Below are 20,653 nucleotides of genomic sequence, written 5' to 3' on the forward strand. Positions count from 1 at the left end.
TCGGCGCGCCCGCCCCCGAGCCAGGCCGCGACACGCCCTTCCCCCACAACCGGAGGATCTTCCGTGCGCATCCAATTCAAGCTGCCCAAGGAGCGCTTCCTCGCGGCGGAGGAACGCAGCGTACGCCTCACCCTACGGAACCAGGGCACCGCCCCCGTGGAGCTGCGGGACCCGTTCAGGGACGCGGACCAGTCGCTGACCTACACCTTGACCGGGCCGGAGTATCCCGAGGGCCGGAGCGTCAGCTGGCGCTCGTTCGCGCTGATGGATCCGGCCTACAACCTCACGATGGACGTGGCGCCGCGAATCCGGTTGGACGCCGGGCAGGCCATCGAGTTCTTCGTCGACGTGCACACGTGGCTCCCCGCTACACGCCCCGGGCGCTACCGCCTGAGCGCCCAGCTGACCCAGGAGCCCCTCACCGCGACAGCCGCACCTGTCGAGTTCGACATCGTGCCCTCCTCGGCTGGCCCTGCCTCGCTGGGGGTCGACGTGGACGGCCACTTCACGCCCGGGGTCAAGGCGGCCTGGCTCCAGGACACGGGCGGACAGCCGCTGCTCCTGGCGGGCGGCTACGACGACTTTGATGCCGTGGAAACGGGAGGAGTGACCTGGAGACCGGCGACGGTGCTGGGCCCCGTCGAGCCTGGCTCCACGGACGCGATGTACCCCTGGTCGAATGACCCCCAGGGCCTGTCCTCCGTCCGGTGGACGACGTGGCGCAAGGGTGCCTCACTGCTGGCGCTGGCCTGGCCGGCCACGACGGAGAACCCCTTCCGCTTCGACCTGGGCGAGCCTCCCGAGCGCATCGTCCGTCCTCCCGTGGCGACCGTGGCCGGAGAGCTGTTCGTCGCCATGGTGGGTGCCGGAGGGAAGAACCTGCGGCTCATCCGGTTCCAGTCCTCCTCCGATGCCACGGAAGTCACTCCGGGCCGCGAGGTTGGCCGCGTCCCCCTGCCGGGAGTCCCCGTGGCCGCGCGCGCCACGGTGCAGCCCGCGTCGGTCGGCAATGGTCTCAGCGTGCTGGTCGTGGAGGAGTCCCTCGGAGGGCTGGACCTCCACCACATCCGCACCACCAGCACCGGCCGCCTCACCCGCGTAGCCAGCACCCTGCTCCGCGGCGTGCGCGCGATGCCCCAGTCGGAGCCGGGGCTGTGGATAGACCCGGCGGGACGGCTGCACGCCGCGCTGGTGACGGCCTCGCTGAAGAACCCCCGTCAGGCCGTGCTCGCGGAGCTGCGCTACCGGGCGGACGGGAGACTGGAAGCGCCGGCCCGGTTGACGCCCCTGGGGAGGCTGCCCGTGGCTCCTCGCGCCGCGGTGGCCCGCCACCACTCCAGGGCCCAGCGAAACGGAGAGCTGTCGTGGGCCATCCTCATGGAGGATGGCAGGCTGCTGCATCAGGGCACCTGGCAGGGCCCCATGACGACGAAGCACCCCCCGGCCCTGCCGCTGGAGCTATACCTTGGCGACGGTACCTACCTGCTCACCGTGGACCCCACCCTGGGCGCCTCCTTCGAAATGCTCCGCTGACTGGACGCCCGTCTCTCATGCGGCCCGGCAGGCATGCTGGAGGCCCTGCTCCCACACCTCCAGGGCGGGCGGTGGGACAGGCGCCCGGCGCGTAGGTTTCGCTGTCCAAGGAGGGCCCGGTAGCGCTACGTAGGGAGGGTTACCGGGAGCCCGATGACCGCAGCCCTCCTGTCACTCACCCTCGCCTTCAGCCTCTTCACCGGCCAGTACGCGCCCCAGCAGGGCGGGAGCAATCCCCTCAAGCCGGAGCTGGAGGTTCGCGTCCAGGCGCTCGGCAAGCAGCTGCGCTGCGCCGTGTGCCAGGGCGTCTCCATCGCCGACAGCCCGGCCTCCATGGCGCGCGCCCAGCTCGACACCGTGCGTGAGCTGGTGGCCGAGGGGAAGACGGACCAGGAAGTCGTCGACTACTTCGTCGCCCGGTACGGCGAGTGGGTGCTGCTGGAGCCCACCGCCCAGGGCTTCAACTGGTTCGTCTGGCTGGGCCCGGTGGCGCTCGTCGCGATTGGCGGCTTCGTCATCTGGCGACAGCTCCAGCGTGGGCCTCCCGAGGCGCAGCCTTCGCAGCAGACCGCGGCCCCGGCCGACCCGGCGGGGACTCCCGCGCCGGATGACGCAGACCCGTACCTCCAGGCCGTGCGCCGGGAGCTGGAGCGCTAAGCCATGCAGCCGCAGACGACCAACTGGTTGCCCGGAATCATCGTGCTCGCGGTCGCCTTCGTGGCCGCCGCCGTCTGGCTCCTCTTCATGCGCAGCCGGGGCGCGCTCGCGACGAACGAGCCTCGCGATGGCGCGATGGATGACCTGACCCAGCGCGCGCAGACGCTCATCGACCAGCTCCGCGCGCTGGAGGCGGACAAGCACAACCTGGGCGCCGAGCAGTACGCGGCGGAGAAGTCCCGCCTGGAGCGCGAGGCCGCCTCCGCGCTGCGCGCCAAGGACGAGCACCTGAAGCGCAAGGCGTCGGGCGAGGGCGCGCGGACGCGGGCTCCCGCTCCGGTGGCCACCGGCTGGGCGGCGCGCAACCCGCAGCTCATGGGCGCCGTGTGGGGCGCGGGCATCGTGCTGTTCTTCGGCGGGCTGGGCTACCTGCTCGTGTCCGAGCAGCAGCCGCGCACGGAGGGCCGCGAGGCCACGGGCCGGGTGCCGCCGGGTGGACCGCAGGAGCAGCAGCAGGGAGACGGCATGGGCGGGCAGCAGGAGAGCCCGGACATGGTGGAGGCCCGCGCGCGCCTGCAGTCGAACGCCGGTGACGTGGAGTCCGCCGCGCTGCTGAGCCATGAGCTCATCCGCCGCCAGGAGTTCGAGGAGGCGGCGAAGGTGGCCGCGAAGGGCCTGGCCGCGGACCCGTTCCACGTCGAGCTGCGCGTGCACCGGGGCGTGCTGCGCGCCACGCAGGGCGACCTGCCGGGCGCGGAGGCCGAGCTGACGGAGCTGGTGGACACGTGGCCGGACGCGCAGGAGGCGCTCATCTTCCTGGGCAGCCTCGCGCTGCGGCGCGGAGACAAGGAGAAGGCGCTGGAGCACTTCGAGCGCTTCGCCGTCGAGGTGCCGCGCAACATGCAGCCGCCGCAGCTGGGGCCCGCGATTGCCCAGCTCCGCGCCGAAGTCGCTGGCGGCGGCCTGCCGTGAGCTGACCCGGCCGCTCAGGCGGGCTCGAGGGCTCGCGACAGGCCATTCGCCTTGATGAGCTGCATGCAGGAGATGACGGCCGCGACGAGGATGGCGCCGCCATCCAGGTAGCCGCCCAGGACGAAGGCCGCCCCTCCGATGAGGACGTCGAACGCGAAGACGAACCAGCCCACCACCGTGTTCCGGGTGAGCGCCAGCAGGCCGGCAAGCCCGAGGTAGATGGCGGCGAAGCACGCACCTCCCACGAGCGCGTTGAGCTGCGTGCCCGAGGAAGCGCTCATCGAGCCCAGCAGCCCCGTGACGACCAGCCCTCCCGCGACGGCACCGTGAACCCAGGCCATGTCGCGCACGAGGGTGCGGCGGAGCCGTACCGGGTCCACGTCCCTCTCACGCTGTAGACAGGCAGGACAGTGCGTCCGCTCGGCCTCGAGCGCCTCCGGTAGACACGCATCACAGTAGAAGCCACCGCAGCGTGGACAGGTGCGCGTCTCCTCCACCTGCACATGTCGAGGACAGCGCGGCCCTGCGTCGACGGAAGGTGCACCGTCCGGGTGCACCGCCCCGAGAACGCCCCCCGGAGCCGCATCGGACGGCAGCGCCGCCGCGGACTTCACGGCCACGGAGGCCCCCGCGAGGGACGCGAGGCAGCTCGGGCAGAACTCCGCTTCACGCGGCGCCACCGTGCCGCAGGCGCACCGCGCGCGGCGGGAATCTCCCTCGTGAAGCGCGGACGGAGTCTCACGCCACGACGTCGCATCGAAGGGCTGGATGCCCGGCTGGAGGCTTTCGTCCATGCAATGCACGGAACCTCAAACGCCCCCGTGTGCACAACCGGGTCATGCCAGACAGCGACGCGGCCACACGCCGGGTCTCACCTCCGTGCGGAAAGTCGGAGCGCGTCACGCAAAGCCATCATGCGTTAGCCGCAGCCCGCCAAGGCGCGGCCCCTGGGTTGTTTGAAGGAGCGGCGCCTCGCGCGATGCGGTGGGGCCCGCGCGCAGGTGCTGTTCTCGCCACACCGCGCAGTTGCCTGCCTCACTCCACGCTTGCGTTCTCTCCTATTTCTCTTGAAATTCTTATTTTACCAATTTCAGAAGAGAGGACCCATGAAACCTGTCCGCATGCTCGTGCCGCTATCCCTTCTCTGCGCGGCCCTCGCTGGCTGCGGGGACGGGCACTCGCCTGGCTCCGAGCCCGTTCCAGAGGAGGTCTCGCAGCCCCAGGAGCTCGCCGGGGTCTGCGATGGCGTCACGTGCGGTGGCCATGGCGTCTGCAGGGACAACGCAGGCAGCGCTCTATGTGTCTGTGATGAGGGCTTCACGGGGCCAGCCTGCGCCACGCGCGGTGCCGACTACGGCGCGCGCACGCTGCTCATGCAGTGGCTGGCCGACCCTGACGTCTACAAGGAGCACGACGACCTGTTCTTCCTCACCGGCACCGGCAACGGGGTGCTGCTGCCCCTCTACGAGTCGACCGACCTGCGGAGCTTCCACTTCAAGCGCGACTACAACCCGTCGGCGGCCGACCCCGTCTACGACTACTGCTTCCTCTGGGCGCCGGACCTCGGCAAGTACAACGGCGCCTACCAGCTCTACTTCTCGGCCCACCGGGTGCCCAACGGCGCGGCGTGCCCGCCGGCTGGCCAGGAGGTGACGACCTTCGTCGCCACGGCGCCGGATTTGAACTTCAACTTCAGCGCGCCCCAGCCCATCAACGCCAACACCACGTGGCCGCGCACCTCCACCGGCACGGCGTGCCTGCCGCAGGGCTGCAACCGGAACATCCGCATCGACTCGGCCACGTACAACGACACGTCCGGCCGCTGGTTCTTCTATGTCTGGTTCGACCGGGGCAACAACATCTCCTCCTTCAACACCGCGGCCCCCGGCACCGTCTACAACCACGCGGGCCCCGCAATCTTCGCGACGCCGGCCCACGAGGAGGGCATCAACGAGGCCCCCGAGGTCTTCAAGCGCAACGGGCAGTACTACCTGCTCCTCAGCGGCGGTTGGTACAACAGCCAGTACGCCATGTACTACGTGATGGGGGACTCCATCCCCCAGCTCACGCGGGCGCGGGCGGTGCGGCGGCTCTCGCAGCCCCTGCGTAACTCGGCGGGCCGGCTGGTGCAGAGCCACGGCCACAACGTCATCGTCGAGCGCCGGGGTGAGTACTTCAACATCTTCCACGTCGGAGCCTTCGACGCCGCGGGCAACCTCACCTCGCGCAGCACGTACAAGCAGCGCGTCGCCTTCAAGCCGGACGGGTCGATGCACTCGCTCAACCAGGTGAACCTCCGCTGGAACAAGCTCACCGGCTACAGCTACTCGCTCGACGTCGTGCTCCGCGACGGAACAGTGGTTGGCCCGTGCCTCGCGGTGGGCGTGCTCGGCCAGTCCAACAAGACAGTGTTCGACGGCGTGTGCCGCAGCGCGGGGGACCGCGTGGTGACGAAGGGCGACATCGCCGCCTTCCGCATCTTCTATTCGAACAATGGTGTCTGGGGCGCCTTCGTCGAGCGGGCCTATGACGGCATCTCCGACGACGTCACCCTGGACCTGCCGGGCGGCTACACGCCCTTCGTGGACCTGAGCTGGAGCGAGGAGGAGACCGCCGCCCAGTACTCCATCGACGTGCAGCGGCGGGACAATGGCGCGTGGATTGGCCCCTGCATCGGCGTCAACTCCGTGAACAAGAGCCTCTCGTGGACCTACCTGGGGCGCTGCGACACGCCGGGCATCAACGTGCCGTACTCCAACATCCAGGCGTTCCGCATCTGCTCGGCCGTGAATGGAAACTGGGCCCAGGCCCGCTGCGGCGCCACGGCCTACGACGGGCGGAGCCTGCACTCGCAGATTGTCATTCCCTGAGCGTACCGCCTGGGGCGCGGACCTCCCTGGCGCGAGCAGGCGCGGAAGGAACAGTCATTCCGCGGGCAAGTCGCCGCCGGGGAGCCCCCTTGTACGGCAGGGAAAGAAAAGAACAGTGACAGGGATTGGTGCGGCGCCTTGGCTCACTCCACCGCGGCCTGGCGGCGGCGGAAGCGCCGCACCTTCTCCACCAGGGTGTCGGGCATCACCGCCTTGGCGCCGTTGCGCAGCTCTCGCGCCAGCTCCTCGGAGCGGGTGAACCAGCGCCCGGCCCAGGCGTCACCGTGCACGCGCACGGACACCGTGTGCCGCTGCTTCGTCACCCAGTCGGACTTGTACGTCTCCGTGCCCCGGAGGAAGTCGTACTCGGTGAGACCGGACGCCAGCGCGTCGCGGAACGTCTCGCCCACCAGCACCAGGCCCACGCTGCGGTTGCGCCACTCCGGGTCATACCCGGACTGGAAGTACACGAAGCTGTCGCGGTGGAGAATGCCGTACACCGACGCCACGGCCCGGCCGCCCACCTTCATCGTGTACATGCGCAGCCGGCCCCGCTCGGCCAGGAACTGCGTGGCATCCCGGTGGAACGCCTCCACGCCCGTGCCCTTGATTCCCTGCGAGCCGCCGTCCGCGGCCCACCGCGCCGAGTGCAGCCGGAAGAAGTCCGTCAGCGGCCCGGCCAGCTCGCCCGGCGCCTCCGTGCGCTCAATCCGGTAGCCCTCCTGCTTCTCCAGCCACTTGCGCCGCCGCAGGAAGTTGTCGCGCCGGCCCGTGCGCTTGAGGAACGCGTCGAACGGCTCCTTCGCGTCCAACGTGTCGTACGGGCACACGTAGCGCGCCGCCACGCGGACGTCTCCACCGGAGAACACCTCGCGCAGCACGTCCACCGTGGGCGAGCCCTCACGCAGGTCCGTGAGGTCCAGCACGTCCCACTCGTCGCGCAGCGCGTACAGCATCCGCGCGAAGGCGTGGGCCACGTCCCGCTCGTGGCCGCGCTTCGCCACCACGTCCAGGTAGTCGCTGCCCACGTGCGTCTCGCCCAGGAAGCTCAGGCGCCGCACCGGCACGCCCGTCACGCCCCGGTACTCCACGGAGAGCGGCAGCAACCCCACCAGCGCGCCCGTCCTGTCCCGCGCGGTGAGCACCAGCGGACGCCGGTTCGTGGCGATGCGCCGGCACCAGGGGTAGAGCCACTCCCAGGCGTTGAAGGGGCCCGCGTCGCTCGCGTCGAGCAGTGCGTCCCACTCCGCCCGCATGCCCGCCAGCGTGGAGGGGTTGCCCACGGCCCCCACCTCCAGCCACTGCGCCGCACGCGGCCCCTGCGTCAGCTCTTCCTCGCGAATCACCGCCCGTCCTCCCGGAGGGACGGACGTCCCTCCCCTTTCCCCTGTGGCCTGCTCAACCCGCGCGCTTCTTCGTCCGACGGTCCGACTTCAGTGCCTCGCGCACCGCCGCCGCCACGTCCGCCATGACTTCCGGCGACAAGTCCTGGTGGCACGGAATCTCCACAATCGACCGCCGCAATTGCGCCACCTCGGGGAACGCCGACGCGTCACACGCCGGGTGGAAGCGCTTCCAGAAGTCGATGGCGTCGATGCCCTGCGCCCGCAGTCGCGCCAGCACCTCCGCCTTGTCCTGCACCACCATCGGGTAGAACAGCGGGCAGGCCCCCGGCGGCAGCTGGTTGAACAGCGGCGGCGACACGTCGCGCAGCCGGCCCAGCAGGAAGAAGTAGTTGCGGCGGCGCTGCTCGACGATGGATTCCAAATCCTGCGCCAGGGCGATCCGCTTCGTCAGCGGGCTCATGCCCAGGTCCACGTGCTTGCGGTCGAAGTGCTGCGTGCCCGTGGCGACGCGTTCAATGCTGGCCGCCTTCACCGTGCCGTGTCCCAGCGCGCGCACCGTGCTGCGCAGCGTGCGGCCGAAGGCCCCGCCCCGCAGCTCCAGGTTCTGCAAGAGCGCGGACACCGTGTGGCTGAAGGTGGACGCGGACGGCGGCGCCGGAGGCTCCGGCAGGCTGTACTGGCGCGGGCCATTGACGACGAGCGCGCCACCATTGGGCACCGGCAGCGTCTTGTAGAGGCAGAAGATGCCCACGTCGCCGGTGGTGCCCAGCGGCACCGCGCCGTCCGACGAGAGGAGCGACAGCGCACAGTCCTCGATGAGGATGAGGCCATGCTGGTCCGCCAGCTTGCGCATCTCCTGCACGGGGCCCGGGAAGCCCGCGTAGTGCGTGAGGTACAGGGCCTTCGTCTTCGGGCCGATGCGGCGGGCCACGTCCTCCAGGTCCACGTCCCAGCGGCTGCCCACGCGGTAGAAGCGCGGCGTGGCGCCGGCGTCCACCAGTGCCTCCACCTCCACGCCGTGGTGGTAGGCGGGCATCAGCACCTCGCCCGCGTCCAGCCCCAGCATCTTCACCGTGAGCCAGATGGCGTTGCGGGCAAAGTAGAAGTAGCGGACGTTGGGCGAGGAGAACGGGGGCAGCGCCCCCGGCTTCGGCCGCGACATCAACATGTGCGGCCAGAGCGTCGGCAGGGAGGGGACGAACAGCTTCCCTGAGGGCTTCATCGCTTCCATCTCGCCACCACCTCTTTCATCGCGGGTCCCCACCGGAACTTGGCCGCGCAGAGCGCCCGGCCGAAGGCGGAGTCATTGAATACGTAGAGCCAGGTGTGGCGCCGGACCTGGTCCGTCCAGTCGCGCTTCCACACCATGTCCGGCCCCAGGAAGTCGAACTCGCCCAGGCCGCGGTCGATGCAGCTTCCGACGACCTCCTCCACGAGGAGCTGCCCAGGGCTGCACTCACGCAGGCTCTCGTCGTAGCCGGGCTTCAGCAGGAAGTAGCGCCCGCCGTATTCCAGGCCGTAGTGGAAGGCCACCGGCTTGCCGTCCACGCGCAGGAAGTACAGCGCCAGGCGCTTGCGGTAGGCCGCATCCCGCGCCAGCTCCGTGTAGAAGCCGCGCGTGCGCGCGTCCTGCGCCATGGCCGTGCCGCGCTCGCCCTTCCAGCCGCTCTGTTCGAGGAGGAAGCCCTGCTCCAGCGTGCCCTCCAGGTCGAGCCCGCCGTCCACCCGCTCGAAGGTGACGCGGCCCCTCTCCTCCAGCTTGCGCCGCCGCCGCCGGCAGTTGGCCTTGAACTTGGACTGGAGCTTCCCCTGGTACGCGTCCCGGGTGGACGGCAGGGGGATGTAGGGCGACTGGAGCGACTCCCACTCCCCCACCGGCATTCCCGCCTCGCGTGCCAGCGCGTGGAGCCGCCAGGCCGCCCCGCCGTCCGGCACGTCCGTCAGCCGCAGCACGTCCCACCCGCCCACCGAGCGCAGGTGCGCGAGGAAGGCCTCCGCGGCCACGTCCGGCTCGCGGGCCAGCAGGTCGAAACGGCACGAGTGCGCGTTGGCCATCGCGGACAGCTGCCGCGCCGGCACGCCGTACAGCGAGGTGCGCTCCTCCCACAGCGGCAGCGCCGCCGTCAGCTGGCCCTGCGCGTCCCGCAGCGTCAGCACGCGCGGGCGCGCACCGGGCGCGAAGTTGTCCAGCCAGATGCGGAGGAACTCGTGCCGGTAGAACAGCTCGTTGGAGGTGGCCTCCACGAGCGCGTTCCACTCCGCTTCCAGGGTCATGAAGGCCGCCCGGTCGGTGACTTCCACGACGGACGGCCGGGCGATGAGGTGTCTAGCTTCCATTATCGGGCGCCAAAGGTGGTGACGAAGTCTTCCGGCTACAAGCCGCTGCGAGCCATCTTCAGCAGGCAGGAGGCAACCTTGCGGCTGTCATGTCGGATCCTCGACCCCTCCTTGAGGAGGTCGGCCTGGACCGGCACCACGCCCGCGGCAATCAAGTCCCGGCGGTCCACCGGGACGACGAAGGAGCCACGCCGGGCGTAGCGCTTCATGGACTCGTCCGAGGGCGGGGCGCCATTGACGAGCACCGCGTCCAGCACGGGGCCCACATGGTCGATGACCGCCTGCACGTGGTCCAGGCACGTCATGCCGTCCGTCTCACCCGGCTGCGTCATGAGGTTGGACACCATGACCTTCAGCGCCCGCGTCTCCTTCAGCGCCTGGGCCACGCCGTCCACCAGCAGGTTGGGCAGCAGGCTCGAGTAGAGCGAGCCGGGGCCAATGGCGATGAGGTCCGCGGTGTAGATGGCCTCCAGCAGCCCGTCCACCGGCGGCGGAGAGCGGGGGCTGAGCGACACCCGGCGCACCCGGCCGTGGGCGCGGCAGATGTTGCGCTCGCCCACGACTTCCGTGTCGTCATGCATCTGCGCCACCAGCTGCACCGAGGACAGCGTGGAGGGCAGCACCTGCCCCCGCGCGCCCAGCAGCTCGCCGGACATGCGCACCGCCTCGAGGAAGTCCCCCTTCAGCTCGGCGAGCGCGGAGATGAGCAGGTTGCCCACCGCGTGCCCCGCCAGGCCGCGCGCCCCGCCGAAGCGGAACTGGAAGACGTCCTTCAGCGCATTCTTGCCACCCGCGAGCGCCACGAGGCAGTTGCGGATGTCCCCCGGCGGCAGCGCCCCGTGCAGGCGGCGGAGGCGGCCGGAGCTGCCCCCGTCGTCGCTCATGGCCACCACCGCGGTGATGTCCACCCCCGGGTCGCCGGCCTTCGGCAGCGCCCGCCGGGCCAGGCCGCGGAGCACCATGGGCAGCCCCGTCCCGCCGCCGATGGCGACGATGCGGGTCGGCCGCTCCACGTGAGGCTGCAGCAGCTCGTTGCGCTCCCGCTCCTGCTCCAACCGGCGCCGCGTGTCCTCCCAACCCTCCGGGAGCGGCGCTTCCATGTCCATTCCCACCATGACCCTACCCCCATCCACGACGCCCGAACCCGCCCTCCCAACTCCAGGCGGGGCCCGCTGCCCCAGCCCCTTCCAAGAAAGGGGCCAGGGCCGCGGTCCATCTCACTGCCCAGCCAATACGCTATCGAATGTCCTACCGAGCCCCACGACCGAGAAGAACATGTCTCACGGTGTGGAAGATGATTCCCACATCCAGGAACAGCGAGCCGTTCTTCACGTAGTACAGGTCGAACTCCAGCTTGTTCCGCGCATCCTCCACCGAGGCGCCATAGGGGTAGCGAATCTGCGCCCACCCCGTCAGGCCCGGCTTCACCGCCTCGCGCAGCCCGAAGAAGGGAATCTGCGTCTTCAGCTGCTCCACGAAGATGGGCCGCTCCGGACGAGGACCCACGAAGCTCATCTCCCCCATCAGCACGTTGAAGACCTGGGGAATCTCGTCGATGCGCGTGCGGCGGATGAAGCGCCCCACCCGGGTGACGCGGTCATCATTCGCCTTGGCCCACACCGCGCCATCCTTCTCCGCGTCCGTCCGCATGCTGCGGAACTTCCAGAGGTGGAAGGTGCTGCCCGCCAGGCCCGTCCGCTCCTGCCGGTAGAAGAGGGGCCCCTTGGAGTCCAGCTTGATGGCCACCGCGACCAGCAAGAGGAAGGGCGCGGCGGCCAGCAGCAGCAGCGACGCCACCAGGATGTCGAAGCCGCGCTTGAGCGCCCGCCGCAGCGGCGACACCGTCAGCTCGTCCGCGAAGGCGAAGTCGCTCGCCCGGAGGAACTGCACCGGAATGCGGCGCAGTACCCGCTCACAGAAGCCCGCCGCCTCGTACACCCGCCGCCCCTGCAGCCGGCAGCTCAAGAGCGACTCCACCCAGTTGGCCCCGCGCATGTCGTCCGCGGCCTGGATGACGTAGGACGCGTTGAGCCGGGCCGCCATCTTCTCCAGCGGCTCGGAGGCGTTGTTCCGCGGGTCCACCATGCCCACCACGCGGTAGCTGCCCTCGCCGCCCGCGTCGATGGCGCTCGCCACCGCCCGGGCCTTGAGGCCGTCTCCCACGAGGAGGACCCTGTCGGGCGCTCCCACCAGGGCGCGGATGGACACCCGCACCATGAGGGTGCCGGCCAGGGCGCCCATCGCCCCGCCCAGCAGCGTGCCCGGAGGCAGCGCCACCGGCATCACCAGCGGCACCACCAGCATCACCCCACCGGCAACCATCGCGGTGACGCCGGCGGCCTTGAGGAAGCGGTAGCCCCGCTCCCGGTCCTCCGCGGCCACGCGGAGGTCATACAAGTCCAGCAGGTACAGCGTGAATTGAAACGTGACGACGAATGCGGCGCCCAGTCCCAGCAACGTGGGCCACAACTCGAGAAGAGGGGGCCAGGTCCCCTCGGGCGCGAAGAGTGCCGCGCAGGCCGCCGCGCCCATCACGCAGGCCAACGCAATCGCCGAGCTCTCGGCGAGGAAGAAAGTCAGCTTCTTTGCAGAAAAGTAGTGGTGAAAAACGCGGAGCACGTGCCCCTCCAACCAACCCGCCCGACCCGCTTCCGCCTCCAGCCCCGCCCCCCGTTGCCAGGGAGCGAGGCAGAGGCCGCCCGTTGCTACTTCTTCTCGTAGTTTTTCAGGTACGGAGTCGCCTGCGTCTCCGCGCCGTTCAGCACGCACCCGACGATGGGCGCGCCGCCCAGGCTCTCCACCGCCTGGTGCACCGACTTGCCCGGCGTGACGTTGGCGCGGATGACCATCAGCACCCCGTCCACCTGGTGGCTGAGGATCGCCGCGTCCGCGAACGGCAGCGTCGGCGGCAGGTCCACGTACACCTCGTCGAAGCCCTCGCGCACGGCCTTGAGGAACTGCTTCATCCGCGCGCTGGCCAGCACCTGCGTGGGCTCCTCCGGCGTGGCGCCCGCGGGGATGACGGCCAGGCGCGTGGAGTTGAAGCGCCGCACCACGTCCCGCACCTCGCACTCCCCTCCCAGCAGCTCCGCCAGGCCCGTCTTGTTGCGCATGCCCAGCGTGGCCGCCACCCCGCCCCGGCGCAGGTCCGCATCCACCAGCAGGATGCGGCGCTCCGGGTTCGCCCGCGCCGCGGCGAGGGCCAGGTTGACGCTCGTCACCGTCTTGCCCTCACCGGGCATCGCCGAGGTGAGCGCCACCACCTTCATCGGCCGCAGGTCCCGCATCCGCTCCAGCCGGTAATAAAGACTGCGGTACTGCTCCGCCGCCGCCGAAGCCGGGGCCGTCAGCGTCACCACCCGTCGGTCCACCACGTTCCCGCCCGACGCGTTGTCATCCACTCGGGGGAGGAAGTTGCCCGCCCGCTCCATCGTCTGATCCATCTGTTGGTCCTCCGTCCTTTCTTCGGCGACTCAGTTCAACGACGTGGGGGAAGACACATTGTTTCGAGCCCCCGAAGCCGGCATCAACATCCGCCGCTCCGTCTTGCCATGCATATCCGGGACCACCGCGAGCACCGGCAGGGTGAGGCGCTCGCGCACCTCGGAGCCGTCTCGCAGGCTGTCGTCGCGCATCTCGAGCACCGCGCCGGTGAGGATGCCCAGGCCCAGGGCCACGAGGAGGGCGATGAGCATGCCCGTCACGCGGTCCGGCCGGGCCGGAATCGCCGGCACGCCCGCGGGGGAGATGACGTTGAAGAGGCTCTTGGCGCTCCGGGCCTCCAGCTCCTGCGCAATCTCCGCTTCCACCTTGCGGCTCACCACGCTCTGGTACTTGGTGCGGGTGATGTCGTAGTCGCGGTTCATCACCGACAGCTCGTGCGCCCAGCGGGGCGTGTTGGTGAGGCGGCCCTGATAGACTTCGGCCTGCTTCTGGAGGTCGACAATCTCGCCCTGGATGGACGTAATCAGCTGGGCCACCCGGGTGCGCTCGGCGCGCTCGGCCCACAGCCGGCCCTCGGCGTCCTTGCGCTTGCTCGTCATGCCGTCGAGCTCCGTCGACAGGCGCTTGATTTCAGGGTGGTCCTCCGTCCACTGGGTGCGGGCGTTGACCAGGGCGCGGGTGAGGCCATTCTCGGCGGCCTCGAGGCGACCGGCCTCGCTGTCCACGGCGTTGCGGGCCCGGGCCAGGTCGGAGCGGCGGGCCTCGGCCACGCGGAGCTCCTCGGACTTCGTCTGGAGCTGATGCGACACCCGCTCCAGCCCGCGCATGTTCATCTCCATCTGCTCGGGCAGCTCACCCAGGTGGTCCACCTTGAACTGGGCAATCTTGCGCTCCCAGGAGGTGACGGCGGTGCCGAGCTGGTTCATCTCCTCGTTGAAGAGGTCCGTGGCGCGAGCCGCCTGCGCCTGGCGGAGCTTCAGCGTCTCCGCGGAGAAGATGTCCGGCAGCCGGTTGGCCACCTGCGCGGCCACCTGCGGATCACGGTTGGCATAGGTGAGCTCGAAGGCCGTCTCACCCTCCACGCGCACCGTCAAATCCCTGCGCATCTGGGCGACCGCGGACTCCATGCCCTTCTCGGACACGATGTCCGGGTAGAGGTTCATCTCTTCGATGGCCTTCTGGAGCACGGGGCGGGCGAGCAGCTCCTGCCTCACCGTGAGCAGCCGCTGTTCGATGAGCTCGCTCACCGTGCGCTGCACCATCTCCTCGCCCGGCCGCTGCGGCTCCACGCGGACCACCACCGACGCCTCGTACATGCTCGGCCGGGTCATCACGATGGCCGCGCCCACCGCGAAGACCGCTGCTGCGATGGCTCCCACCAAGGCCTTGCGGCGCCACAGGGCAGCCAGCAGCTGGTCCGCCGTCATCCCTCGCTCCATGTTCCGCTCCTCCTCCATCCCTCTCGATGTTGCTACCAAGGCGTCACCACCAGTCGGACCGCGAAGACATTGCGCGTCAGGTCCGCCGCGCCCGCCGAATCCGCCACACCGACCTGAGCAATCCTGTCCACCGCACCCTGCGCGGAAATGCGCCGGTCAATGCGGTACTCCACACCACCACTCACTGCATAACCCTGCGACACCGTCGGCGAGCCGCTGAAGACGCCCCAGTCCTGGGACGGGGCCCGCCCGTTGCGGAAGAAGCTCGCCGCGCCAAACACGTTGAGCTTCTGGGTGAAGCGGCGGGCCAGCACCACGCCCGCGTAGTCCGCCCACAGCGCGTTGGTGAAGCCGCTCGCGCCCACCAGGTCGTGGCCCACCACCACGCCCACGTCGAGCAGCTCTCCTTCCCGCTGCAGCTCCAGCCCCACCCGCGGCACCCAGCCGCCCGCCTGGCCATCCGGCGCCAGGTAGCGCACCGGCCCCGCGCGGGCGATGAACGTCGTGGGCCGCGTCAGCCGGTAGCGCAACCCCGCCGCCGCGCCATGCGCCTGCCCCATGGACCTTTCGTAGAGAAACGCCTGATACCGGTACTCCAGGCCCAGGCTGAGCCGCCGCGTGGAGCGGTACCACGCCTCCAGCGACGGCGTATGCGCGTAGCCCGGGGACTGGCCCGACTCGAGGATGCGCACCGCCTCGAACTTGTAGCCGGCGCGCACGTCCAGCCTGTCCGTGGCGCGCGTCGTGAAGCCCAGGCCCGCCTGCGTGAAGAACGTCGGCGCCGTCGAGCGGGCCAGGCCGTCACGCGGCAGGGAGGACGGGTCCGTCACGCGGAACACGCGCACCGCCGAGTCCACCCGCAGCCGCCGCGTCAGCACGTGCCGGGCCTCCAGCCCCGCGCGGTGGTCCAGCGTCACCTTGCCGGAGCCGTGCCGCATCAGGAGGTCCGCCGCGTAGAAGCTGTTCAGCGTCAGCCGCCCGTCCTTCGCCTCCAGGCCCAGCCGCGGGGTCAGCTTCGTCATCAACTGCCCACCGGCCTCGCCGTCGCCCAGGCGCAGGTCGTCGTCGTAGCGCTCCTCCGCGGTCAGCCGCAGCCGAGGCTCGAAGACAGTGGCTCCCTGCGCGGCTGGCGCGGCGAGAATCAGACCCGCGAGCAGCCCCTTCTTCCAGTTGCCCTTCACCGTCGCCCTCCGTCCCACACGCCACCCACCGTCCCAGTCCACGACGCCCACGCCCCAAGAGCCCTTCACGGCACGACGATGGTGTCACCCGGCCGCAGGATGAGCTCCTGGCCCCCGTCGGGAGAAATCAGGTCGCTGTAGCGCACCGGAATCTGTCCGCCCTTGGAGTCGGTGCGGATGACGACGATGCCGTCCGAGTTGGCGAAGTCCGTGAAGCCGCCCGCCAGGGCGATGGCCTGGAGCAGTGACACACGGCCGCGCAGCGGGTAGGCGCCGGGGTTGGCCACCTCGCCGGTGACGAAGACGCGGCTGCTGTTGACCTCGCGGACAATCACCGTCACGCGGGGCTCCTGCACATACGACTGGAAGCTCTTCTTGAGGTCCTCGGCCAGCTCCGTGGGCGTCTTGCCCGCGGCCTGCACCTCGCCCACCATCGGAATGGAGATGAAGCCGTCCGGCCGCACCGGCAGGGTGCGCGACAGCTCCGGATCACGCCACACCGCGATGTCCAGCACGTCCTCGCGGCCGATGCGGTACGGCTGCTCCGAGTTGTCCACCTTCACCTGCGGCTGGTGGGCACACCCCGACAGGAGCACCACGCCCAACACCGTCCAGAACCCCGCGCTCGTCTTGCCCATCGTCTGCTCTCCCTCGCTGCGGATGTCTTGCACGTGGCCTGAAGTCTGATGCGCCACGCTTCCGGCGGCAGTCCCATAGCAGCGGGTGTGCCACGCGCCTCGGGGAGGGAAAGTCCATGGATCGTCGTGGGTTACGAAATGCCCTTTCGGGAGGGGTCGCCGGTTCCTGGAAATTTTTCCGGCATCGTACCGGCGTCCCATCCAGTGCTTTCTGCAGCCTGGGGACAGATCGGAGAAGAGGTTTGCCCACCCCGGGCCACACACGTTCCCATTCCATACGCGCTGTGCGTGGCACGCGTCTTGATAACGAAGACGGGCGAGGCAACCAGGTACACACAGCGGGCCGGGGGGCCCGGGAGAGAGGCGGATGAGGAAGGCGGCGGGGGCGGTGGCGGCGGCGTTCGCAATGGGCACTGGAGCCATGGCGGTGATGGGCGTGACGTTCGCCGCTCATATGGAGGCCGCGGTGCTGGGAGTCGTGGGGCTGGCCCTGTACGCGAGCAGCGCGCTGCTCAACGGCAAGGCAGTGGCCACGGCAACGCCCGGCGGCGTGGCGAAGCAGGCGTAGAGGTTTCACGGAGGCGGGCCCGGCCTGTAGATGTTGCCGGGTTCCGCCTCCAGGGCCGTGGCTCTACGGGGCCTCCGGCGGGCAGGGACTGGCGCGTCCTGCCGTCCAGTGAACATGCCCGCCAAGGCGGCATGGGGACTGCCCCCATTGATGGCGACGGCAGGGTACGCGTCCCCGGACAGACTGCTTGGGTGCTGACGCGCACCGAGGAGACGACGGCGTGAACCCGGTCCATTCCTCCCCTGCCCTTCCCCGACTTGGCTTCGAGTGGCCCGAAGGCCCGGACTTCCGCAAGGAGCTCGGCCACGAGTGGCTCGTCACCAATGGCCGCGGCGGCTACGCATCCGGCACGGTGGTGGGCTGCAACACACGCCGCTACCACGGCCTGTTCATTCCCAACCTGGAGAAGCGCGGCCGCACGGTGCTGCTGGCACGCCTGCTGGAGCACGCGTACGTGGGCGGGAAGGCGTACCGGCTGGACTCCGAGGAGCGCGCGGACGGCGCCACGGACGAAGACGGAGCGCTGCACCTGCGGGACTTCCACCTCGACGGGCTCATCCCCGTCTGGGAGTACCAGCTCGGCCCCGCACGGCTGCGACGCAAGCTGGTGATGGTGCACGGGGAGAACACCGTCTTCATCGCCTGGGAGCACGTGTCCGGGCCGGAGGTGGCCCTGCGGCTGCGCCCCTTCCCCGTGGACCGTCCGCACGACAGGCCCATCCCCGCCCGCCACCTCACTTCCACCGTCGTCCTCAAGGGCCCGCAGGTGGAGCTGCTGGTCGGTGACGAGGTGCCCCCCCTGCGCCTGCGCGTGTACGGCGGCAGCCCGTCACCCTTCGTGGGCCTGGAGCAGACGTCCGCGACGCAGCTCTACCGCGTGGAGAAGGCACGGGGCTACGAGCACACGGAGGTGCAGCACTCCCCCGGCTACTTCGAGTGCAAGGTCGCTCCGGGCGAAATGCTCGCGCTGGGCGTCACCACGGACAGCGCGTCCTGCCTGGAGAGAGCGCCAGCCGAGGTCTTCGCGCTGGAGCTGGAGCGCGAGCGGCGGCTGCTGGGCCGGGCGCCCGAGGAGGCCCGCACCGGAGTGCCCGCGCGGCTGGTGCTGGCGGCGGACCAGTTCATCATCGACCCGATGCGCGCCTCGGACGACGCCTGGGCACGCTCCATGGGACAGGACGCGCGCAGCGTCATCGCCGGCTACCACTGGTTCACCGACTGGGGCCGGGACACGATGATTTCGCTCGACGGCCTGACGCTGTGCACCGGCCGCTACCGCGAGGCGGCGGCCATCCTCCTCACCTTCCAGCACTACGTGCGCGACGGCCTCATCCCCAACTACTTCCCGGACGGCGAGAGCGAGGGCGTCTACCACACGGCCGACGCGACGCTGTGGTTCTTCCACGCGGTGGACCGGTATCTCGAAGCCACCAGGGACGAGGAGCTGCTGCGGACCATCTTCCCCACGCTGCGCTCCATCATCGAGCACCACCAGAAGGGCACGCGCTTCCACATCGGCGTGGACCCGGAGGACGGGCTGCTTCGGCAGGGCGCGGAGGGCTATCAGCTCACCTGGATGGACGCGAAGGTGGACGGCTGGGTGGTGACACCCCGGCGTGGCAAGGCGGTGGAAATCAATGCCCTGTGGTTCAACGCCCTGCGGCTGATGGCCACCTGGACGGAGCGGCTCGGGCACGACGCAAGGCCCTACCTGGCGGCGGCGGAGAAGGCCTACGGCAGCTTCAACCGGCGCTTCTGGAACGAGAAGCTCCAGTGCCTCTTCGACGTGGTGGATGGCGAGCACGCGAAGGAGGACGCGGCCATCCGGCCCAACCAGATGTTCGCCATCTCCCTGAAGCACCCGGTGCTGAACCGGGAGCGCTGGGAGCCCGTGCTGGAGGTAGTGCGGCGCGAACTCGTGACGCCGGTGGGCCTGCGCAGCCTGACGCCGGGGCACCCGGACTACAAGGAGAACTACGACGGCGACCTGCGCGCGCGGGACGCGGCGTACCACCAGGGCACCGTGTGGGGCTGGCTCATCGGCCACTACGTGGACGCGACGATGAAGGTGGACCCGGACGTGAAGGCGGCCCGCGCGCTGCTACGAGGGCTGGAGGAGCACCTGCTGCATACGGGCATCGGGCAGCTCAGCGAAATCTTCGACGCCACCGAGCCCTACCTGCCGCGAGGCTGCATCGCGCAGGCGTGGAGCGTGGCGGAGGCGCTGCGCGTCTTCCTGAAGACGCATGTGACGTGAACTGACCTCACCTGCCCGAGGCTCCGCGAGCATTTCTGAGAACGCATGTGACGTAGGCCCGTGCCCCCGGTGCCGGGGCGCGGAGCCCGCTGAAGCCGCGACGGCGACGTCAACCGGCCGTCGCGGGGGCGCTCTCCCGCCGGGCGCGGCGCCGTGGAAGGAAGGGCACCCACTGCCCCTGGCGCGCCGCGTACACCAGCAGCAACACTCCGGCGGTGGTGCACAGCAGCAGCGCCACTCCGCCCGCCTCCGCGCCGAATCCGCCTCCGGTCCACGCCTCGGGGCCTGACAGCCGACTCTCCAGCAGGCGGTCCACGTCCAGGCCCGAGACCGCGACGCCGAAGAGCGCGCCCTGCGTCCAGTTCCAGGCGATATGCACCCCGGTGGCGAACCAGAGCGAGCGGGTCAGCATGTACGCCGCGCCGAGCAGCACCCCGGCCTCCAGCGCGATGGCCAGCGTGGCGAACCACGTGGCATGCGGATTCGTCCCATGGACGAGCCCGAAGAAGGCACTGCTGACGAGCAGCGCCGCGGCCGAGCCCAGCCACTCCTCCAGCAGCCGGAAGGCGATGCCTCGGAAGGCCACCTCCTCGAAGAAGCCCGCCGCCGAGAAGATGGCTGCCCAGACGAGCGCGTCCCTCGCTTCCTCCTGGAAGGACTCCGGGGGTCCTTCCACCAGTTGGTACCAACCGGCCAGGGCCATCACTCCAATCACCGCGCTCATCAGCCCCAGGCCCAGCAGCAGGCCCCACCCGACGTCCCGGAGAGCGCCCTGCCACCCCAGGCCCAACTGCGCGAGCGTGCGGCGACCGATGCCCCACTCCACCAGCCACAGCGCCAGCACGACGGTGACGGCGTTCTTCAGCGCGAAGACTCCCGTGCGAAGGTTGGCGGACGGGAGCCGGTCCAGCCGGAGCACGGCGCCGAGCCAGTGGAACAGCGCGGAGAGCACCACCGCGAGCACGAGGCAGAGCACCAGCCGGGTGAACGGGTGATGCAAGACGCGGCGAAAGGTGGATTGCGAGTCCATGGTCATGGGCGTCCAGCGCGCCTCGCTCATGCTCGCACGCGGGCACCATGGCGTCACCCAGGACGTACGCAAGAGCGCGTGGACGCGGCGCTGAACCAGGACGTACGCAGGTGCGCGTGGAGGCAGCGTTGAACCAGGACGTACGCAGGTGCGCGTAGACGCGGCGCTGAACCAGGACGTACGCAGATGGGGAGAGGGTCGAGCCTGGCGACCTTGGCCTGGGCCGCGTGCTGACGCTCGCTCACTGCAAGGCCAGCAGCGAAGGAGCTCCGCTGCAAGACCGGCGGTGAAGGTTCTCCGCTGCAAGACCGGCGGTGAAGAATCTCCGCTGCAAGACCGGCGGTGAAGGCTCTCCGCTGCAAGGTCGGCGGTGAAGGCTCT

Annotated in this window: 17 protein-coding genes; 6 read left to right on the forward strand and 11 right to left on the reverse strand. The window is 70.0% G+C overall.

Annotated features, from left to right (window positions below; genetic code table 11):
- The first annotated feature begins 63 nt into the window (after positions 1-63).
- The 3 genes from G4D85_RS24710 (at position 64) to G4D85_RS24720 (ending at position 3,162) form a co-directional block, all read left to right on the forward strand.
- Complete coding sequence (locus G4D85_RS24710) at positions 64-1,533, forward strand: hypothetical protein (RefSeq protein WP_240359477.1); 1,470 nt, start codon at positions 64-66, stop codon at positions 1,531-1,533.
- Positions 1,534-1,686: 153 nt separating this feature from the next.
- Positions 1,687-2,190 (forward strand): cytochrome c-type biogenesis protein, encoded by a 504-nt coding sequence (locus G4D85_RS24715; protein ID WP_164016233.1) that lies wholly within the window; start codon positions 1,687-1,689, stop codon positions 2,188-2,190.
- Between the two features lie 3 nt (positions 2,191-2,193).
- Positions 2,194-3,162: a tetratricopeptide repeat protein gene (locus tag G4D85_RS24720; protein ID WP_164016236.1), complete on the forward strand. Its 969-nt coding sequence runs from the start codon at positions 2,194-2,196 to the stop codon at positions 3,160-3,162.
- 14 nt (positions 3,163-3,176) lie between these two features.
- Here the strand turns inward: G4D85_RS24720 and G4D85_RS24725 are convergent, their stop codons facing one another.
- Positions 3,177-3,956: a hypothetical protein gene (locus G4D85_RS24725; RefSeq protein ID WP_164016238.1), complete on the reverse strand. Its 780-nt coding sequence runs from the start codon at positions 3,954-3,956 to the stop codon at positions 3,177-3,179.
- A 312-nt stretch (positions 3,957-4,268) separates the two neighbouring features.
- Here G4D85_RS24725 and G4D85_RS24730 point away from each other — a divergent pair, with 312 nt between their 5' ends.
- The gene (locus tag G4D85_RS24730; protein ID WP_240359478.1) at positions 4,269-6,032 is read left to right on the forward strand and encodes a family 43 glycosylhydrolase; all 1,764 of its coding nucleotides are present in this window, start codon (positions 4,269-4,271) and stop codon (positions 6,030-6,032) included.
- A gap of 143 nt (positions 6,033-6,175) precedes the next feature.
- Here G4D85_RS24730 and G4D85_RS24735 read toward each other — a convergent pair whose 3' ends face one another.
- The 9 genes from G4D85_RS24735 to G4D85_RS24775 all read right to left on the reverse strand — a co-directional run bounded on the left by G4D85_RS24735 (position 6,176) and on the right by G4D85_RS24775 (position 16,417).
- Positions 6,176-7,378, reverse strand: coding sequence for a GNAT family N-acetyltransferase (locus G4D85_RS24735; RefSeq protein ID WP_164016240.1), 1,203 nt, complete (start codon positions 7,376-7,378; stop codon positions 6,176-6,178).
- Between the two features lie 52 nt (positions 7,379-7,430).
- Complete coding sequence (locus tag G4D85_RS24740; RefSeq protein WP_164016749.1) at positions 7,431-8,600, reverse strand: DegT/DnrJ/EryC1/StrS family aminotransferase; 1,170 nt, start codon at positions 8,598-8,600, stop codon at positions 7,431-7,433.
- Positions 8,597-9,715 carry a GNAT family N-acetyltransferase gene (locus G4D85_RS24745; protein WP_164016242.1) on the reverse strand — a complete coding sequence of 373 codons (1,119 nt, stop codon included), beginning with the start codon at positions 9,713-9,715 and terminating at the stop codon, positions 8,597-8,599. The genes G4D85_RS24740 and G4D85_RS24745 overlap by 4 nt, the downstream gene beginning before the upstream one ends.
- Before the next feature lie 35 nt (positions 9,716-9,750).
- Complete coding sequence (locus G4D85_RS24750) at positions 9,751-10,830, reverse strand: gluconeogenesis factor YvcK family protein (protein WP_164016244.1); 1,080 nt, start codon at positions 10,828-10,830, stop codon at positions 9,751-9,753.
- A 133-nt stretch (positions 10,831-10,963) separates the two neighbouring features.
- The gene (gene exoE / locus G4D85_RS24755; protein WP_164016246.1) at positions 10,964-12,334 is read right to left on the reverse strand and encodes a polyisoprenyl-phosphate hexose-1-phosphate transferase ExoE; all 1,371 of its coding nucleotides are present in this window, start codon (positions 12,332-12,334) and stop codon (positions 10,964-10,966) included.
- A gap of 86 nt (positions 12,335-12,420) precedes the next feature.
- Positions 12,421-13,158: a CpsD/CapB family tyrosine-protein kinase gene (locus G4D85_RS24760; protein WP_164016248.1), complete on the reverse strand. Its 738-nt coding sequence runs from the start codon at positions 13,156-13,158 to the stop codon at positions 12,421-12,423.
- Between the two features lie 30 nt (positions 13,159-13,188).
- Positions 13,189-14,616 (reverse strand): GumC family protein, encoded by a 1,428-nt coding sequence (locus G4D85_RS24765; RefSeq protein ID WP_205525685.1) that lies wholly within the window; start codon positions 14,614-14,616, stop codon positions 13,189-13,191.
- A 14-nt stretch (positions 14,617-14,630) separates the two neighbouring features.
- Positions 14,631-15,779, reverse strand: a complete 1,149-nt coding sequence (locus G4D85_RS24770) for a porin family protein (protein ID WP_205525709.1) — start codon at positions 15,777-15,779, stop codon at positions 14,631-14,633.
- 65 nt (positions 15,780-15,844) lie between these two features.
- The gene (locus tag G4D85_RS24775) at positions 15,845-16,417 is read right to left on the reverse strand and encodes a polysaccharide biosynthesis/export family protein (protein WP_164016751.1); all 573 of its coding nucleotides are present in this window, start codon (positions 16,415-16,417) and stop codon (positions 15,845-15,847) included.
- A 367-nt stretch (positions 16,418-16,784) separates the two neighbouring features.
- Here G4D85_RS24775 and G4D85_RS24780 point away from each other — a divergent pair, with 367 nt between their 5' ends.
- Together G4D85_RS24780 and G4D85_RS24785 are read left to right on the forward strand one after the other, a co-directional pair.
- Positions 16,785-16,985: a hypothetical protein gene (locus G4D85_RS24780; protein WP_164016252.1), complete on the forward strand. Its 201-nt coding sequence runs from the start codon at positions 16,785-16,787 to the stop codon at positions 16,983-16,985.
- A gap of 220 nt (positions 16,986-17,205) precedes the next feature.
- A complete protein-coding gene (locus G4D85_RS24785) occupies positions 17,206-19,242 on the forward strand; it encodes an amylo-alpha-1,6-glucosidase (RefSeq protein WP_164016254.1) in 2,037 nt (678 codons plus the stop codon).
- Positions 19,243-19,351: 109 nt separating this feature from the next.
- On the opposite strand, the gene G4D85_RS24790 is transcribed toward G4D85_RS24785, so the two are convergent.
- Positions 19,352-20,272 (reverse strand): CPBP family intramembrane glutamic endopeptidase, encoded by a 921-nt coding sequence (locus tag G4D85_RS24790; protein ID WP_205525686.1) that lies wholly within the window; start codon positions 20,270-20,272, stop codon positions 19,352-19,354.
- Between the last annotated feature and the right edge of the window lie 381 nt (positions 20,273-20,653).

The sequence above is a fragment of the Pyxidicoccus trucidator genome, from assembly GCF_010894435.1.
Classification (GTDB): domain Bacteria; phylum Myxococcota; class Myxococcia; order Myxococcales; family Myxococcaceae; genus Myxococcus; species Myxococcus trucidator.